The organism is Methylophilus sp. 42 (genome assembly GCF_000384155.1).
GTDB lineage: Bacteria > Pseudomonadota > Gammaproteobacteria > Burkholderiales > Methylophilaceae > Methylophilus.
In genome coordinates this window covers 2785919-2801402 of the sequence record NZ_KB913031.1, presented here as the reverse complement: position 1 = coordinate 2801402, position 15484 = coordinate 2785919, and the positions used below count along the sequence as shown (strand labels likewise).

The following is a 15484-nucleotide window of genomic DNA, read 5'->3' as shown; positions in this document are numbered from 1 at the left end:
GCTTGCTTAAAAACCTTGATTAATTTTAGAGGTGCCAAGAGAGAATATGAATAACAAAATACTCGCTCAAAAGCTCGGGTGGACAATATTACTATTATGGATTTGTTACGTTCCAGAGGTTAAATTGGATCTGCGCAACACTTATGTAAAGTCTGGTAGTTTAAAACTTTCTGGATCTCGAAACGGTTCATACCATCTCTTTAATGGTAAGGCTTTATGCGAACAGATGATTTGGTTTGGATGCCACTCAGGATTACACCGAAATTCAGCGCTTCAGATGGTTGATGATGGAAAAGCGCCAGTTGAGTTGGTTTTTGCACCAAACCGTGGAAATGCGATTTGGAATGAAGACATTGTTATTGAAGTGAGGGCATTTGGTGCTGTAGTGCCTGGATACTCCAAAGCTGAAATGATTGAAAGAATGCAGTCTTTGCAAAACCAATATTTAGCTTCTGTGATTAATTTCATAATCTTCTTACCTATTATTTTGTTTCCTCAGATTCTAAAAGTATTTGTAAGGTCAGATTCACTCGATGGATCTGATGACTCACCCACCCGCACTCCCAAATCCTGCCCATAGTCACACGTCTTGAGCCGTAGGCAATTAATCACGGGCTAGCTGATACGATGGTAATCTCCGGTGGCAATCGTTTGCCGTTATGTTGGTTTGGCGTGGGAGTTGGGATTTCTTCAGACGCAGCTATCGTTATAGCTGGTTCTAATTTAAGATGAACGCGGCTAGAGTCGAATTCGGTAAAGGGGTTAGGTTGAAACTTGCAAATAGGTTAGGCATTCGAGTGATTGCATTGTTTGAGGGCGGTAAGGCCATGCTCATGTTGGTTGCCCTGCTCGTTTTTATTTTGGACTTTCATCTTAATGCCTATGATTTAGCAGAAACACTCGTCGGCAGACTCCATCTCGATCCTCAAGGTCATTACGTGAGTCTGCTGCTCAAGGTGGCTGAGAATTTTAGTGGAGGCGAACTCGCCGCTGTTTGCGTGTGCGCATTGATGTATTCTGTAATCAAATTTTCTGAGTCTATTGGGTTATGGAATCAACGCCCATGGGGAAAGACTTTGGGTATTGCCAGTATAGGTGTGCTTATACCGTATGAGGTTTACGCTTTATTCCACCAATACACTCATTTCAAGTTAATGGTTTTACTAATCAATACTTCTATTGTTTTGTATCTATTCATGTTTTTCAATAGACATACAATTCTATCTTCATCTGAACTCTAAAATCCTGCTCTAGGTGCGCATTGTGAGTCATTGGCAGGCAAGATTGACTGATGGTGTGATACCGATTGAGATTTTTGGCCGTTATGTTTGCTTGGCGTGGTAATTGCCTCTGAATCAGGCGGAAGTAAATTAGCGTTAGTACAAGATTCGATTGTTTGGTGGACAGTACACATGAGAGACTCAAGGTTAACCCCTTGGGTCTTTTTTTTGAGATTCGATCTTAGTTAAATACAATCTTACGTACGTTTGGTTGCTGCTTTTCTGAGTCTTGGGCCTTATCGTAAGCTGATTGCGCTGCCAGCACTTCCTCAATATGTGTTTCAGACCAGACCCGAATGGCGGCCAAGGGTGCCACCAGTGTGAAACCGAGCGGTGTGATGCTGTATTCCACTTTGGGTGGCACTGAGGCGTAAACAGTCCGTTGTATCAAGCCATCACGTTCCAGGCTGCGCAGTGTCTGTGTCAGCATTTTTTGCGAAATCCCGCCAGTTTCGCGCTGCAAAGTACTAAATCGCTTGGTTTCCCGCTCGAGTAATCCTAAAAGCAATACTGCCCATTTATCAGCAATTCTGTTCAACATCAGGCGGGTCGGGCATTGCTCGTTATATGCGTTCCAGCTAGTCGAAATGTTTAATTCATTTTTTTCTTGATCACTCATGATGTACTCGGAATTAAGTTCATTAGTTACTTATAGGTTCCTACTTACTAATAGTAACTATTGGGAATAATATGCGCAACTCCATTTTATGATTTGTTTGAAAAGGAGTGTTTATGAAGTTATTGAAAGTGATACTGAGCGCATTTATTTTTTATTTATCGTTTATTTATGGAGCGTCTGCTATGGCCCAGGATTTATCGCAACAGAACAAACAATTACTAGCCAATTTTGCTAATGAGGTATTTGTAAAAAAAGATTTAACGAATTTGCAAGAGTACTTGCATGATGACTATATCCAGCACAACCCCATCGTGCCGCAGGGGTTGTCAGGTTTTAAACAGTTCTTTGCCGACTGGTTTAAAGCTGTGCCGGACTGGCAATATCAGCTGGAGAAAATTGTGAGTGAGGGCGATACCGTGTGGGCCTATGGTGTTTATTCCGGCACCCAGCAAGGCGACTGGTTAGGTATCCCATCTACAGGCAAGCATTACAGTATTCATGCTGTAGATATCTTTCGTATCGAGAATGGTAAGCTGGCCGAACACTGGGATGTGATTGACACCTATGGCTTGTTCAAACAGTTGGGTGTCATTCAGTAGTTATTGGTTTTGGGTATCCTTTGATCAGGCAGGCGGATTTTTAATCCGTTTGTTGTGGATTGGATCCGCGCATACCAAATATTAAAAGACGGTTCGCAGCAAGATGAGCCGTCTTTTCAATATTTCAACTTTCCGCCTGTCAGCGTTCTTGGCCGTTATGTTGGTTTGGGAGGCCAATGGGTGTTAAATGCACATAAAACACACGGTCACTTTTTTCGATTCAAACGCTCTAAGAAATAATCGATAGAAACCTTACCTGCACCACCAATGGCAAGCCAGGTAAATACTGCAAAGTAGGTCGCCTCTTCAAAACCCAGCAGGGTTTCCACAGAGTCAATGTCAGCCAGCCTGGCTGAAATAATCGCCACGACCATCACCGTGGCAAGTGCGCCGCCGCAGATTCTGGTCATCAGCCCCAGTATTAAGCCCAATCCGCCCAGGAATTCCCAACCTGCGACAAAGGGTGTCAGCAATTCCGGATAAGGAATGCCCCAGCTTTTGAAGTTTTCTATGATGGCGGGCAGATTCGTGAGTTTACCCCAACCGGTCAGCATAAAGGTGTATCCGACGACGATGCGCGCGATCAATGGGCCCACCCATTCAAAATGCGAGGCAATTGTTTTAGGCCACCAGATCAATATGTTCATAAGAGCGTTCATGTGTATTTCCCCTTTATCGATACTCGTAGTGATGCGATGCCAATAAGCCGTTTCGCATCCATTTTGAAAAATATGCCTTGATCTTGTGTTGCTCGGTTTCATGTACGTCAGAAAGTGTCTCACCGATGGTGGCGCCATCAAATAGTTTGGAGAGCAACCCAAACTCCTGTGCCTCCAGCTCCATACGCCAGACCACGTCCTCATGCCTGAACACGGCCAGGTAAACGGCCTCATTCACTGGCACCACAGGCCTATGGTCATCCATGACGGCCTGGTAATAGGCATTCACCTGCTGATCAAACTGCATCAGGGCCAGCGCTTGCCGAGGATAAAGTGTGAGGTCCAGAAGTGTCTCGGCAGTCAGCCCTTGAATATCCGCTTCATGGAGTGCTGCGGTTTCTGTGGGATCAGTCATTTGTGCAACAGCGGTTTCCAGCTGGCACAAGGCATGCGCAAAGACGTCGTTGGGCAAGGTTTTTTGAATAAATGCTGGTAGTTTCAGCGCAAAGCGGCCAATGTTAAAGTGATCCGGCAACACTTCGCCCACAAATGCCCAAATGAGTGCAGAGAATCTTTGTTCGGTCAGGTAATGCATTAATACCGGGTAGTCTTCCGCAACCACATCATACAAGCGGTAGCGGTAAGCATTTGCGTACACCGATAGCTGCTCATGTGGCGCAAACGCATTCTTGGCCCGTATCCACTGATCAGGGACGCTATCAAAGCGGTCGCCAAGCATCACCGCCTGTTGCATATGCGTTTGTGCCTCTGGCAAAGTGACATTTTTCTCAATAAAAATCACGCTGTCAGCCTGTGCAATGTGCGGTAGGGTAAATTCGGTCGCATGTTGGGCAGCTTCCCTGGCTTTGTCCAGTTCCGCATACAACACCGGAAATTCGGGGATATGGTCGTCCCATTCAATCATGGTGTTCGGAACGCGTCCGGCGCGGTTGACCGCATACTTGTACAGGTTCCACACCTCATCAATCACATGGTCATCATGGGTATCCACAATGTAATGCCCTTTATTGCTATGCCCTGAAAGATGCATCTGTATCACCCGGCCCAAAGGCAGCGCATCCAGGTAGTTTTGCGGGTCCAGCCTGTGGTTAAAGCAGGTCACATACACATTATTTATATCCAGCAGCAAGTGGCAATCAGCCTCTTTGGCCATGGCCGCAATAAACTCTGCTTCTGGTATGGTGGAGTGCTTAAACTCCAGATAAGTCGAGGGGTTTTCCAAGGCGACTCTGCGCCCCAGCCGGTCTTGTACCTGTTGAATACGGCGAACAATGTGCTTCAGCGATTCTTCGGTGTAAGGCAGCGGTAGCAAGTCGTGCGTATTCTTATGCGCGACGCCAGTCCAGCACAGATGATCTGAAATCCAAGCGGGGTTCAGCCAGTCCATCAGTGCTTTCAGTTTTGTCAGATACTCGGAATTCAGCGGATCCACACTGCCAATCGACATGGAAACCCCATGCATCACCACTGGATAAAGTTCCTTGATGCGCGCCAGGTTGCGTTTTGGTTTGCCGTCGGTATCCATAAAGTTTTCGGAAATCACCTCAAACCAGTCAAGCTTGGGCTGATGTTCAAAAATATAAGAATAATGCTGTGGCCTAAGCCCGAGCCCGAAACCGAGCGAAAATGATGAATTAACTAAGCACATTTAAGAAAAGGCCTCCGCAAGAAAGCAGGGTAACTCTCCCTGCTTTCTTGGTGCTGATTGAGATAATTGCTCAGTTATTTACTGCCGTCTGTTGCGCAGGAGCCGTGACCTTTGCATGCATTTTTGCCATCACCGCCCTGGCCTTTGCATGAGTTTTTGCCCTTACACGCATGCTTCTCTTTGCCATCTGCCGTTTTGCAATTGGCTTTTTCCATCTTGGCATTATCTTTGCCGTTACAGCTAGACTTAGCATCTTCTCCTGCAAATCCTGGAGAGGCCGTCATCACTGAAGCTGTAAAAAGACCCAAAAGTGCGGCAGTAGCCAATTTGTTAGTAGTTTTCATAACATCTCCTAAAAGTAACAATCAATAAAAATGAATCAATAACCTTGTAGTGCCAGCATTAGTCAGTTGGAATAGGCAGCCCTTACATTTATTTTGAAAGTTTTTTTGATTTTCCTTATAGGACGTTAAGCAAAAAATAAAAACAATTGATTGCGCCATCTTGGCTCTCATCGCTCCTCTCGAACCATCGTTCAGAAATCAGCGATGGTATCCATTACTTGCGTTTGGGTCTTAAGGCAGAAACATGTCCCAGTTTATGAATTTGACCGAAGTGAATATGTATGACAATAAATGGTCTCGCCAGTGGCGGTGACTATGTAATATTTATAAGTGCTCATCATTGAGCACAAATCGTTTGTAAATCAAAAGGGGAAATTATGTTTTCAACTACAACACGTTCTGCGTTGGTGATGACCGTTGTGGCGATGTTATTAATTCCGTTAGCCGCGTCCTGGTTTGCTTATCCGACTACGCATCTACCGCCAGGTTTTGGCGTTTTTCCACCTCAGTTTGTGGCAGAGCCGCCGGGGTTTAATCTGATTGTTTTTATTGCGGTTGCCCTGCTCGAAGCCGCATTTGCTGCTTTTTTAATATTCCCGCAATGGTTCGGCTTTAAACCGCCCGCCCCGTCTCCGCGGCCTGCACTGCGGGCGTTGCCTTGGTGGTTTTGGGTGGGGGCGGTTGTCACAGTGTTTTTCTGGTGGTTGATGTGGACGCGCACGACACCGTTTGGTGATTTGGTGTATTACGCCTTTACGCCGATGTGGTGGGGATTTATCTTTGTGCTTGATGGCTTGGCATACCGCTATTCTGGTGGTTACTCGCTGTTTGCAAGTCGCCCTAAAACATTTCTGATTAGTGCGGTTGTATCGATTTTTGGCTGGTATTTCTTTGAATATTTCGATTATTTTGCGTTAGGTAACTGGTATTACCCTAATACTGACATCCCGGGTTTAAGCCATGCCAAGATTGTGTGGATTTTTATTTTTGCCTACACCACTGTTTGGCCGGCCATTTTTGAGTGGTATACCTTGCTGAATGCTTTTCCTAAAATTGCAGGGCGCTATGCCCAAGGGCCCAAGCTGGCCCTGCCGGCAAAGCCAATGTTATACCTGAGTTTTGTGTTGTTTGCCGCCGTGCCGTTCTGGCCTTATCCGTTGTTTTGGGCCATGTGGATTGCGCCATTGATAGGTATCGCTGGCATATTGATGATGCGTGGTATCTGGACCCCATTTACCGATGTCGCCAACGGCAATTGGAGTCCGGTTCTTTTGATGGCGATCAGCTCATTGTTTAACGGATTTTTCTGGGAGGTGTGGAACTACGGCAGCGCGCATCCGGCATTACCGGTCACCAACCCGAATTACTGGGTCTACGATATTCCTTATGTGAATGTGATTCATATTTATGCTGAAATGCCACTGTTGGGATTTGCAGGCTATTTGCCTTTTGGTGTGCTGGTGTGGGTGGTGTTTATCTGGGCGGGTAAGGTGCTTGGTTTTAATACCGATATTCTTCCGAGTGGTAAAGGGCATTGATGCGCCCGTCATTCACTCACCTGTAGTTTTGGGTATTGTAAGTACTCGACGCGTTAGGTAGGCAATGCATCCTAAGAGACTCAAGGTTAACGCCTTGGGTCTTTTTTGTTTCTGGGTGTTAGTATTCATGTTCATCAAAAGCCAAGGATACGCTGTGAATCAGAAAGGAACGTTAACTTTCTTTTGTGGAAAGATGGGCGCCGGAAAAACGACAAAATCCAAGACGCTTGCGCTAGAGAAAAATGCTGTATTGATATCAGAAGATGAGTGGTTATCTGCACATTATCCCGATCAAATTTATTCATTTGACGACTATATGACGCACTCTGCCCGGATAAAACCTTTTGTTAAGTTGCATGTTCAATCCATTCTTAAAACAGGCACGAATGTTGTGATGGACTTTCCAGCCAATACGTTGAATCAACGCGCTTGGTTCAATCAACTGTGTCACGAGATTGAATGCAATCATGCGCTGATTTATCTGGATTTAAGTAATGAGCAATGTCTGTTGCACATAGCCAAGCGAAGAACGGAGCAGCCAGAACGCGCGCAGTTTGATAATGAGGCGGTGTTCTACCATGTGACTAATTTTTTTGAACCACCTTCACAAAATGAAGGTTTGAACATGGTGCATATTGAGTCTTGATCTATTACTGAATGCTCATGGCAATACCCAACTTTTGGATGACTGGCAGTGGTCGATGTATTTGCATGGGGAAGTGATTGCATTTTTAGACGTCTCAAATATGACCAATCAGCTGTAATGCCTGCTTGAGCTTTTCTTTATCATTCAGGCAGTCAGGACTCAGGCTCAGGAATGCCTCAATCCTTGTGCGTAGAATCGAGTATGCTTGGGTGAATGCAGCCTCTATTTCAGTGTCTGTACCAGTTGCTTTGGCGGGGTCATCAACGCCCCAATGCGCCCTTAGTACGTTACCAAGGTATGCCGGGCAGGTTTCCCCCGCCGCATTGCTGCATACGGTAATGACAATGTCTGGTGTCACTGGCAGGTTGTCCCATGACTTGCTGTAATAGCCCTCTGTGGCAATGCCCTCACGCTTGAGCAGGGCGATAGAGCGCGGATGCACTTCACCGGTAGGCTGGCTGCCTGCGCTCATGGCTTGCATGCTGTCTGGCGCTAATGCATTGAATGTTGCTTCAGCAAGGATGGAGCGGCAGGAGTTACCTGTACATAAAAATAGGATATTCATTGCATGCTTTCGATAATTAGGCGTTCTCGTACCAATCGCGGCTACGATTGACAATTGCGACCACAGACAACATGACGGGCACTTCAATGAGTACACCGACCACGGTGGCGAGCGCCGCACCTGAGTTGAACCCAAACAGGGCAATAGCTGTTGCTACCGCCAGCTCAAAGAAGTTTGACGCGCCAATCAGTGCCGATGGGGCAGCGACACAGTGAGCCACCTTCAGTTTCTTATTTAGCCAGTACGCCAGCATGGCGTTGAAATACACCTGAATGGTGATGGGCACTGCTAACAAGGCGATCACGAAGGGCTGCGCAATAATCTGCTGGCCCTGGAAACCAAACAGCAATACCAGCGTTGCCAGTAATGCAGACAGGGAAACAGGCTGGATGCGTTTGAGTAATGTATTCAGCGCTTGCTGACGGCCTGACAATATCACTTCACGCACAAACTGGCTGATCACCACAGGGACGACAACGAAGAGCAGCAGAGACAAAAAGAGCGTGTTCCAGGGGACGACGATACTTGATAGTCCCAACAATAATGCGACCAGTGGCGCGAAGGCAAACAGCATAATGGCATCATTAAGTGCCACCTGAGAGAGTGTGAACTTAGGCTCGCCGCCGCATAGTCCACTCCAGACAAACACCATCGCTGTGCATGGGGCTGCCGCTAACAAAATCAGGCCAGCGATGTAGCTGTCAATTTGCGCCGCGGGTAATAAGTCACCAAACAAGTGGCGAATAAACAGCCATGCAAGCAAGGCCATAGAGAAAGGCTTCACTATCCAGTTGATGAACAATGTCACGCCTATTCCTTTGCTGTGTGCCAGGACATCACCCATGGTCTTGAAGTCAATCTTTAGCAGCATCGGGATAATCATTAGCCATATCAGGACAGCTACCGGGAGGTTCACTTCAGCGATTTTGAGACTGCCCACAGTTTGGAAGAAGCCAGGAAACACCTGACCTAATGCGATGCCGGTTACGATGCAGCCAAGCACCCACCATGTCAGGTTGCGTTCAAAGTTGCTCATCGGGCTGGTTTGCGAGATCTGATTCATTAGCAGCACTTCTTACGGGTAGCTATTTCAATCTTTTGCGCGGCTGGAATGCAACAGGCAGCACCAGGCGCTGATGCTTCTTGCCCGCTAAAGGTGGGCGCACTGGCTAATGTGCGATAGGTTTCCCAGGCGATCCCAGAGGGGTCTTGCACCCAATGCTTGTCAGATTTTGCATAGCAGCAAGTCGTGCCCTCTTCAGTCACCAGGCTAAGCTCGGCTTTTTCTAAGCGCGCTTTGATTTCCTCAAGCTCAGATTCATGCTCAACCTGAATGCCAATATGGTTTAAGCCAGCTTTGGCACCACGTTTGCTGATAGCAAAATTGACTAACGGGTCATCCAGCATCCACTTGGCATAGTCGGGTTTAGAGACGGTTGGAGACGCGCCAAAAAGGTTGCTATAGAAACCGACGCTCTGATTGATATCGTCAACGGAGACATGCAAATGCATACGTTTCATTATTCATTCCCTTTCTCGGGATTGCAGCTTGTGACATCGGGGCAGCATTCAGTGACACCGGCACAGCAATTTTCAGTGAGATACGCAAGCAAACCATTCATTGCGGCATAGTTGGCCGTGTAGTAAATGAATCTGCTGACCTGGCGCGAGTGAATCAGTCCGGCCTGGCTGAGCTCTTTGAGGTGAAACGAGAGCGTGCTGGGCGGAATGTCGAGTTTTTCTCCAATACTGCCCGCTGGTAGCCCCTCAATGCCTGCTTGAACAAGCAGACGAAATATCTCCAGGCGTGCCTCTTGAGCGATTGATGAAAGCTGCGTCACTGCTGATTTAATGTCCATGTATTCTATATTTCCATAAATATGGAAATAATGCAACCATCTGATAATTTAATTGCATCAGATGGGTGTGTGTCAGCTAACGATACGTATTGAGCGAATGGTTACCGCTGGCAATAAAGGTTGGGGCGGTCATTCCGGTGGAGAGTGTTGGCGTGGTGTGAGCGTTGGCATTTATCAGGGCGAGAATGGCAAACTGTAGTGCTCGCCTCGCCTCATAGTGGCCGCTATTGATAGAAGCTGCCCTGATAGGATTTTCTATGAATGCTCTTCTATTAAGCCAAAGATTTGATGATAAATGGCCGCAGTAATATGGACTGCAAATAGCGGGTAAATCATCACCGAAATTAAATAATGAAAGCCTAATAAGGTTTGGTGAATGGGGTGCGCTTTTTCAAGTAATGGCGGCAATTCTAATATGTCGAAAAAATACAGTGTTTCGCCGCTGCTTAGCAACATCAATATCCCCAAGAAACACTGTGTCATGATGATGAGGTATATGGATCTGTGCAAGGAAATCGCCACCAGCTTTTGCCAGGTTTTGATACTGTAAGAATGAATAGGATTTGGGTTCAGGTTTCGCCATGTCAGCCTGGCAAGCATCAATATCAGCAACAGAATGCCGATTGAAGCGTGCAGGGAGATTAGTGTCAGTTTGTCAGCGTTGGTAGCCTTGTCTGTGAACTGGCTAGCCACCACGATGATGGTTAACAGCATCGCTACACTGGTCCAATGCAGAATTCTGGCGATCAGACCATATTGTGTATACGAGTTCTTAAGATTGATGCCCATGGTGAGTATGCGCCCAAATGCTATTGCTTTACGCTAGTGGTAAGCTTACTTCAGAGAGTATCTAAGCGTTTTAATCGCAGCCATGCCAAACCCAAAGGTGGTTAACGATAATGTCGTATAGAGAAACACAATATAAGGCAATGAATGAATTTTTGGGGCAATGGCTAACACGAGAAAAGCCGTTGGATTGCCGATGGAACCTAATGCCATTGGCCACAGGACAAACTTGGGCAAGCTGATTTTTGAGGCATAAAAACCTAATAACAACATGGTCATCATTAAGTAGTCTAAATGGCCTGATAGCAGGTTTTCGGTGCTGGTAAATAGATTGAGCATGTAAGGAATTTTCATGCCGCGGGTCATCACCAGGCACCATGCCAGCACTAAACCCAATAGCAATGTCATGCAAGCTGTCCTCAGTAAAATCACATTGCCTGCATGTTTATCTTCATTCATCTTTATTTCCCCTTGAAATCTTTGTTTTAATTCGCCACACCACTAAAACTGTCTGACTAAACCTAATGCGAAACGCTCAAATTAGGATAGATTGCCATCATAGGCAGACAGGTCTGTATGTAGTGTATAAACTTTTGTGGGGTAATGCAAGAGGGGGCTGGTCAGGGGGGGGTATTGATGCGACTAATTAATGGTCATTTGGAGTTAGATCGTTGGCTGATCTGTCGGCTTGGCCTTATGGTACTTGATTTTCGCGCGCTCATTGAAGGGCTCAAGAGCGCGGCAGTTACGGTATCCATTCAGATTTCTAAACCTGATTCATCTCATTTTATAAGTGTCGGTATGAGTGACGGCGACTGATAGAGACGCTGCCCCTAAGAGAATGGCGAGTAAGTGATATAAATAAGGCACGAATGAAATCGCTGCCAGGGCCGGTGTCAGGTCGAATACAAAGGCGACAGACGGGATGAGCACCAACCAGTTTTTGCCGATAATGGTGCCTCTGATCAAGCAGATTCCACATATTCCGACCATGGACAATACATAAAGTATGGAGTCGTTTGCAACAGCGCCAGCATCAGCTAAATAGGTTGGCAAGGCCAGGACAAGATAAGTCATCACGAATAATCTGGTATTGGAAAATGCTTTATACATGGCTCAACATCCTTGTTTATGCTTCATTCTTAATCTTCATCTAAGTCGTATGTTATACATTTCTATGGATAAAATTAGTCCTTCAGATTGCATATAACTGTTTCTTATTGGGATACAATCAGCTGATGTATGATTTAAACCTGATGATCATTTTTGCGCATGTGGTCAATGAGCAAAGTTTCTCGGCTGCAGCCAGGAAGCTGGGCATGACCAAGTCCTCCGTGAGCAAGGCGGTCGCGAAGTTAGAGCATGCCTTAGGCGCCAGTTTACTTAACCGCAGTACCCGGCATCTCAGCTTGACCGAAATTGGCACTGGCTTTTATGACTATTGCACTCGCATCAGTTATGAAGCCGAAGAAGCACAGCAAATGATTGAAAGCCTGAATGCACAACCGCGCGGCGTGCTTAAAGTAGCCGCTTCAGTGGCTTTTGGCACCTTGCATATTGCGCCTGCCATTGCTGAGTTTATGGATCGATATCCGCAATTGGAAATCGACATGACGATTACCGATCGCTTAGTGGATTTGACTGAAGAGGGCTATGACGTGGTGATTGCAATCACCAGGGATTTGCCGCAAAGCCTGGTGGCGAGAAAGCTGGCACCGATTCGGCGAAATCTGTGTGCAACGCCTAAATACTTCGAGCGCCATGGCATTCCCGTCATCCCGCAGGATTTAGTCAATCATAACTGTCTGGATTATATTCACTCGGGAGACAAAGGCCTGTGGCGCTTTAACGGGCCTCAGGGCGAGGTTGCCGTCAATGTCTCTGGCAGGTTGCGGATTAATGACGATGAGGCATTGTCGCAAGTCGTTTTAGGCGGCTTTGGCTTGGCGCTATTACCGACGTTTATTATTGGTAAGGATCTGCAAGCCAAACGTCTGAAATCGGTTTTGTCTGAATACATTCCTGTAGAGCAACATGTCTACGCATTGTATTTGCCTAAGCGGAATTTACCTTTGAAAACTCGTGCCTTTATTGACTATTTGTCTGAGCGATTTGGCGCAGAACCTTATTGGGATAAAGCGTCGCCATCCGACTAGGACTGAAAAAGCAGTTCTTTTATGATGCTTGATCACTGCAACATAGAGTGATTGTAGTCATATAGGAAACAGTGATGTTCTATTGCACAGGCTTATTCTTTCCACCTATAGCTATTATTCTGTCCGCTTGCCCTTGGGGATGATTAGCATTTTGTATGGTTGGAAAATATGGAATCTGAAAACTTAATATTGTCGGATCAGGACTATGCGCGCTTATCGACGCTGGCGCATGATGAATTGTTACGGGATGAGCTAGGCAGGGCGATTGTCGTTGCAGCGGATCAAGTGCCTGTGGATGTCGTGAGGATGAACTCACGTGTAATTTACCTGGATAAAAGCAACGATTTAAAAAGAGAAATAGAGTTATGCTTTCCTGAAGAAGCTGATCTTAAACTGGGAAAGATTTCTGTATTTTCACCGGTGGGGACTGCTTTACTTGGATTAAAAGTCGGCCAGGAAATTGATTGGCCATTTCCTAATGGCGAATCCAGGCGGTTGAAAGTGGTGAATGTGATTCACGCACCTTAAAGTTTTTCGCGTTGATACGAAGCGCCTTCCCGGCACATTCGGGAAAATTTCCCATATGAAAGATAGGCGCTTCCCGGCATTATTCAGTCAGGGCATGCTTTGCCACTAGGACCGTTTAAACTGAGGTGACTTATTTTAAACGGGGTAAAACATTCCCTATCCGCATTCGATTAACTGCATATTGATTCAGTGCTAGAAAAGGCATCTCTTCGGAGGTGCCTTTTTACTTTTCGAGCTTATGTGCACCTGTGCATTTGTCTTTAAAAGAGAGAAGCGTACTATCGAAAGATTTTTTGCGTTCATTAAACGCGCTGGTTTTGCTATTTAACTGGTCTAACTGATTTTTTAAGCCTTCTAAATTGTCATTAAATTGCTGCTGTTTTGCTTTTAATTGCTGCGTTTTTTCTTTTAATACGGATGAGTCAGCATTAAATTTAGCAATGTCTTTATTGAATTGGTCGACCTGTTGATTGATTTTCTTTGCTGTTGGTGCATCCACTCTTTGGCGCGTTTGCACAGAGAGCGCTTGTTTTCTTTGAGAGAACTGATCATTCAGCGCATTCATTGCTGCAATCTCTGACTGCACCGCGCTTGCCTCTTTTTCCAAAGTTAGCCTGGCATTCTGGTTTTCCTGCACACTATTCTCGGCTTTTAACACTTCTTCGTTCATTTGTTTTGTTTCGAATTGAAAGCTATCAAATCGCTGCCTGATCGTGACATCAGAACTCATGCATTCTTCTAGTTCGTCAAAAGTAATCGAGGGCATGTCTTTTGTATCTTTGCCCCATACATGGTAAATGCCAGGCAGCCTGATGGTCGAGGGTTGCGGCATTTCTTCGGCAGCTAAACGAGCGTTTGCAATGACAGAGAGCGCAACCATGGTGGTTGCAAAAATATGAGTCAGAGAGTTATTCATTTTTTTCGACTAAGTATGTAGTGGTTTTTATGAGCTTAAAATGACCTGGCATGATGAAATGCTCGATGAGAGTCATGCCTTACTTTAATACATTTCTCGTTGTATTTGTTATGGCGGGATAGGATGCGTAAAGTTGATTTACCTGGCTTGGCAATCCCGGTTTTTCAACAGGTGTCTATCATATAATGCCGGGCAATTAAGTCAGTCATAGTTAGTCCATGTCTTCCAGTAGTTTGCACAATACCTCAATAGACAAGAATCGTCGCTCGTGGCACAAGAAATCTCAGTTAGTCGATAGTACGGGCTGTCAATATATCGTGTTTACGCACGATATCTCTTTGATGGGAATGAGTCTCTTTGCTGACAAGCAATATAAACCCGGGCAGATATGCAATGTGCATGTGCCGGTATTTGTCGGGTCGGCACTGCGTAATTACCGGTTTAATTGCCGGGTGACGTTCTCTTCACTGTGTGGCATGAAGGGCTTTAGAACCAATCTGGAGTTTCTGGACGTCTCTTCAGAAAATCGAAGCTTGATTCAGTCGGTGATGGCGCAATAAGCTGCATTCACTGAGCGCGATCATCACACATCCAGCCGGGCATTCCGGTGGCCCTGATCCCTTGATTTCTCTCCTCTGTTGGTTTTTTTCATCCATCATTTTGCAGCTCTCCAGAGAGGATGACTTTCCCACCTGACACGGCAGGCACGTGCGTCACCAGACATGCCGCCACTTTAGAGGCCTCTACAGCGCGCAGGTGTATGGGTAAAAGCGGTGCTAACAGTTTGAACATTAAAATACCGAGTTTTTCAGCATGTCGTTGCGGCTGCTTTAACGCGTCACGGTCACCTAGCAAAAAAGAGGGGCGCGCGATCACCAAGGTTTCAAAGGGCAACGTGGAGAGCTCAGCTTCGAGCTCGCCTTTAATGCGGTTATAAAAGAGCATTGAATCAACATCTGCCCCCATGGCGCTCACCAAGCCGAGTCGTTTTGCGCCAGCGGTGAGTCCGGCATTTGCCACGGCCACATTTGCGTCCAGATCTATGGCTTCAAAAGCTGCCCGGCTACCGGCTTGTTTGATCGTGGTGCCTAGTGCCAGATAAATTTCATCTAGCGGCGGCAGTGGGGGTAATTGCTTGAAGTCTACTTGATGCATGTGGAGCTTGGGGTGTTGGCGCGCGAGATCGCGTCTGGACAGCAGATGGATTTCTGAGACCGTATCGTCTTGTAACAGGCGCTGCAAGATATGCGAGCCTACCAGGCCTGTTGCACCAGCAATTAATACTCTGCGATGGGTCACTTGATTCTCCTGCGCTTAAGT

21 protein-coding genes are annotated in these 15484 nt (G+C 46.2%); 8 read left to right on the top strand and 13 right to left on the bottom strand.

Going from position 1 to position 15484, the window contains the following annotated elements; all coding sequences use genetic code 11:
* The first annotated feature begins 46 nt into the window (after positions 1–46).
* Together MET42_RS0113425 and MET42_RS0113420 are read left to right on the top strand one after the other, a co-directional pair.
* On the top strand, positions 47–580 hold the full coding sequence (locus tag MET42_RS0113425) for a hypothetical protein (RefSeq protein WP_019883609.1): 534 nt from the start codon (positions 47–49) through the stop codon (positions 578–580).
* A gap of 187 nt (positions 581–767) precedes the next feature.
* Positions 768–1241 (top strand): DUF2127 domain-containing protein, encoded by a 474-nt coding sequence (locus MET42_RS0113420; RefSeq protein ID WP_232411613.1) that lies wholly within the window; start codon positions 768–770, stop codon positions 1239–1241.
* 220 nt (positions 1242–1461) lie between these two features.
* Here MET42_RS0113420 and MET42_RS0113415 read toward each other — a convergent pair whose 3' ends face one another.
* A complete protein-coding gene (locus tag MET42_RS0113415; RefSeq protein WP_019883606.1) occupies positions 1462–1899 on the bottom strand; it encodes a helix-turn-helix domain-containing protein in 438 nt (145 codons plus the stop codon).
* Positions 1900–2012: 113 nt separating this feature from the next.
* Between MET42_RS0113415 and MET42_RS0113410 the strand changes: the two genes are divergently transcribed.
* On the top strand, positions 2013–2498 hold the full coding sequence (locus MET42_RS0113410) for an ester cyclase (RefSeq protein WP_019883605.1): 486 nt from the start codon (positions 2013–2015) through the stop codon (positions 2496–2498).
* A gap of 206 nt (positions 2499–2704) precedes the next feature.
* Here the strand turns inward: MET42_RS0113410 and MET42_RS0113405 are convergent, their stop codons facing one another.
* From MET42_RS0113405 to MET42_RS0113395, 3 genes are all read right to left on the bottom strand, one after another.
* Positions 2705–3157: a DoxX family protein gene (locus MET42_RS0113405; protein ID WP_024930487.1), complete on the bottom strand. Its 453-nt coding sequence runs from the start codon at positions 3155–3157 to the stop codon at positions 2705–2707.
* A 13-nt stretch (positions 3158–3170) separates the two neighbouring features.
* Positions 3171–4826, bottom strand: coding sequence for a DUF692 family multinuclear iron-containing protein (locus MET42_RS0113400; RefSeq protein ID WP_019883603.1), 1656 nt, complete (start codon positions 4824–4826; stop codon positions 3171–3173).
* Between the two features lie 74 nt (positions 4827–4900).
* A complete protein-coding gene (locus MET42_RS0113395; protein WP_019883602.1) occupies positions 4901–5170 on the bottom strand; it encodes a hypothetical protein in 270 nt (89 codons plus the stop codon).
* 377 nt (positions 5171–5547) lie between these two features.
* Between MET42_RS0113395 and MET42_RS0113390 the strand changes: the two genes are divergently transcribed.
* Together MET42_RS0113390 and MET42_RS0113385 are read left to right on the top strand one after the other, a co-directional pair.
* Positions 5548–6708 carry a hypothetical protein gene (locus MET42_RS0113390; RefSeq protein WP_019883601.1) on the top strand — a complete coding sequence of 387 codons (1161 nt, stop codon included), beginning with the start codon at positions 5548–5550 and terminating at the stop codon, positions 6706–6708.
* A 154-nt stretch (positions 6709–6862) separates the two neighbouring features.
* Positions 6863–7354, top strand: coding sequence for an ATP-binding protein (locus tag MET42_RS0113385; protein WP_029512452.1), 492 nt, complete (start codon positions 6863–6865; stop codon positions 7352–7354).
* A gap of 94 nt (positions 7355–7448) precedes the next feature.
* On the opposite strand, the gene MET42_RS0113380 is transcribed toward MET42_RS0113385, so the two are convergent.
* The 7 genes from MET42_RS0113380 to MET42_RS0113350 all read right to left on the bottom strand — a co-directional run bounded on the left by MET42_RS0113380 (position 7449) and on the right by MET42_RS0113350 (position 11677).
* Positions 7449–7919 carry an arsenate reductase ArsC gene (locus MET42_RS0113380; RefSeq protein ID WP_019883599.1) on the bottom strand — a complete coding sequence of 157 codons (471 nt, stop codon included), beginning with the start codon at positions 7917–7919 and terminating at the stop codon, positions 7449–7451.
* A 16-nt stretch (positions 7920–7935) separates the two neighbouring features.
* On the bottom strand, positions 7936–8982 hold the full coding sequence (gene arsB / locus MET42_RS0113375) for an ACR3 family arsenite efflux transporter (RefSeq protein WP_019883597.1): 1047 nt from the start codon (positions 8980–8982) through the stop codon (positions 7936–7938).
* Positions 8982–9440, bottom strand: coding sequence for an ArsI/CadI family heavy metal resistance metalloenzyme (locus tag MET42_RS0113370; protein WP_019883596.1), 459 nt, complete (start codon positions 9438–9440; stop codon positions 8982–8984). The genes arsB and MET42_RS0113370 overlap by 1 nt, the downstream gene beginning before the upstream one ends.
* A complete protein-coding gene (locus tag MET42_RS0113365) occupies positions 9440–9778 on the bottom strand; it encodes a helix-turn-helix transcriptional regulator (protein WP_019883595.1) in 339 nt (112 codons plus the stop codon). Before MET42_RS0113365 ends, MET42_RS0113370 begins: the two co-directional genes overlap by 1 nt.
* A gap of 255 nt (positions 9779–10033) precedes the next feature.
* On the bottom strand, positions 10034–10567 hold the full coding sequence (locus tag MET42_RS0113360; RefSeq protein ID WP_019883594.1) for a cytochrome b: 534 nt from the start codon (positions 10565–10567) through the stop codon (positions 10034–10036).
* 45 nt (positions 10568–10612) lie between these two features.
* Positions 10613–11023, bottom strand: a complete 411-nt coding sequence (locus MET42_RS0113355) for a hypothetical protein (RefSeq protein ID WP_019883593.1) — start codon at positions 11021–11023, stop codon at positions 10613–10615.
* A gap of 318 nt (positions 11024–11341) precedes the next feature.
* A complete protein-coding gene (locus MET42_RS0113350; RefSeq protein WP_019883592.1) occupies positions 11342–11677 on the bottom strand; it encodes a hypothetical protein in 336 nt (111 codons plus the stop codon).
* Positions 11678–11802: 125 nt separating this feature from the next.
* Here MET42_RS0113350 and MET42_RS0113345 point away from each other — a divergent pair, with 125 nt between their 5' ends.
* Together MET42_RS0113345 and rnk are read left to right on the top strand one after the other, a co-directional pair.
* Entirely contained in the window at positions 11803–12720 is a 918-nt protein-coding gene (locus tag MET42_RS0113345; protein ID WP_019883591.1) for a LysR family transcriptional regulator, read from the top strand.
* A 168-nt stretch (positions 12721–12888) separates the two neighbouring features.
* Positions 12889–13248 carry a nucleoside diphosphate kinase regulator gene (gene rnk, locus MET42_RS0113340; protein WP_019883590.1) on the top strand — a complete coding sequence of 120 codons (360 nt, stop codon included), beginning with the start codon at positions 12889–12891 and terminating at the stop codon, positions 13246–13248.
* Positions 13249–13471: 223 nt separating this feature from the next.
* Here the strand turns inward: rnk and MET42_RS0113335 are convergent, their stop codons facing one another.
* A complete protein-coding gene (locus MET42_RS0113335; protein ID WP_232411610.1) occupies positions 13472–14164 on the bottom strand; it encodes a hypothetical protein in 693 nt (230 codons plus the stop codon).
* A gap of 218 nt (positions 14165–14382) precedes the next feature.
* Here MET42_RS0113335 and MET42_RS15005 point away from each other — a divergent pair, with 218 nt between their 5' ends.
* On the top strand, positions 14383–14724 hold the full coding sequence (locus MET42_RS15005) for a PilZ domain-containing protein (protein ID WP_081624269.1): 342 nt from the start codon (positions 14383–14385) through the stop codon (positions 14722–14724).
* 88 nt (positions 14725–14812) lie between these two features.
* On the opposite strand, the gene MET42_RS0113330 is transcribed toward MET42_RS15005, so the two are convergent.
* Positions 14813–15463 (bottom strand): NAD-dependent epimerase/dehydratase family protein, encoded by a 651-nt coding sequence (locus MET42_RS0113330; protein ID WP_019883588.1) that lies wholly within the window; start codon positions 15461–15463, stop codon positions 14813–14815.
* Between the last annotated feature and the right edge of the window lie 21 nt (positions 15464–15484).

Coding starts and splice junctions, on each gene's coding strand:
- MET42_RS0113425 (WP_019883609.1), top strand. CDS start 47: ATGAATAACAAAATACTCGCTCAAAAGCTCGGGTGGACAATATTACTA.
- MET42_RS0113415 (WP_019883606.1), bottom strand. CDS start 1,899: ATGAGTGATCAAGAAAAAAATGAATTAAACATTTCGACTAGCTGGAAC.
- MET42_RS0113410 (WP_019883605.1), top strand. CDS start 2,013: ATGAAGTTATTGAAAGTGATACTGAGCGCATTTATTTTTTATTTATCG.
- MET42_RS0113405 (WP_024930487.1), bottom strand. CDS start 3,157: ATGAACGCTCTTATGAACATATTGATCTGGTGGCCTAAAACAATTGCC.
- MET42_RS0113400 (WP_019883603.1), bottom strand. CDS start 4,826: ATGTGCTTAGTTAATTCATCATTTTCGCTCGGTTTCGGGCTCGGGCTT.
- MET42_RS0113395 (WP_019883602.1), bottom strand. CDS start 5,170: ATGAAAACTACTAACAAATTGGCTACTGCCGCACTTTTGGGTCTTTTT.
- MET42_RS0113390 (WP_019883601.1), top strand. CDS start 5,548: ATGTTTTCAACTACAACACGTTCTGCGTTGGTGATGACCGTTGTGGCG.
- MET42_RS0113380 (WP_019883599.1), bottom strand. CDS start 7,919: ATGAATATCCTATTTTTATGTACAGGTAACTCCTGCCGCTCCATCCTT.
- arsB (WP_019883597.1), bottom strand. CDS start 8,982: ATGAATCAGATCTCGCAAACCAGCCCGATGAGCAACTTTGAACGCAAC.
- MET42_RS0113370 (WP_019883596.1), bottom strand. CDS start 9,440: ATGAAACGTATGCATTTGCATGTCTCCGTTGACGATATCAATCAGAGC.
- MET42_RS0113365 (WP_019883595.1), bottom strand. CDS start 9,778: ATGGACATTAAATCAGCAGTGACGCAGCTTTCATCAATCGCTCAAGAG.
- MET42_RS0113360 (WP_019883594.1), bottom strand. CDS start 10,567: ATGGGCATCAATCTTAAGAACTCGTATACACAATATGGTCTGATCGCC.
- MET42_RS0113355 (WP_019883593.1), bottom strand. CDS start 11,023: ATGAATGAAGATAAACATGCAGGCAATGTGATTTTACTGAGGACAGCT.
- MET42_RS0113350 (WP_019883592.1), bottom strand. CDS start 11,677: ATGTATAAAGCATTTTCCAATACCAGATTATTCGTGATGACTTATCTT.
- MET42_RS0113345 (WP_019883591.1), top strand. CDS start 11,803: ATGTATGATTTAAACCTGATGATCATTTTTGCGCATGTGGTCAATGAG.
- rnk (WP_019883590.1), top strand. CDS start 12,889: ATGGAATCTGAAAACTTAATATTGTCGGATCAGGACTATGCGCGCTTA.
- MET42_RS0113335 (WP_232411610.1), bottom strand. CDS start 14,164: ATGAATAACTCTCTGACTCATATTTTTGCAACCACCATGGTTGCGCTC.
- MET42_RS15005 (WP_081624269.1), top strand. CDS start 14,383: ATGTCTTCCAGTAGTTTGCACAATACCTCAATAGACAAGAATCGTCGC.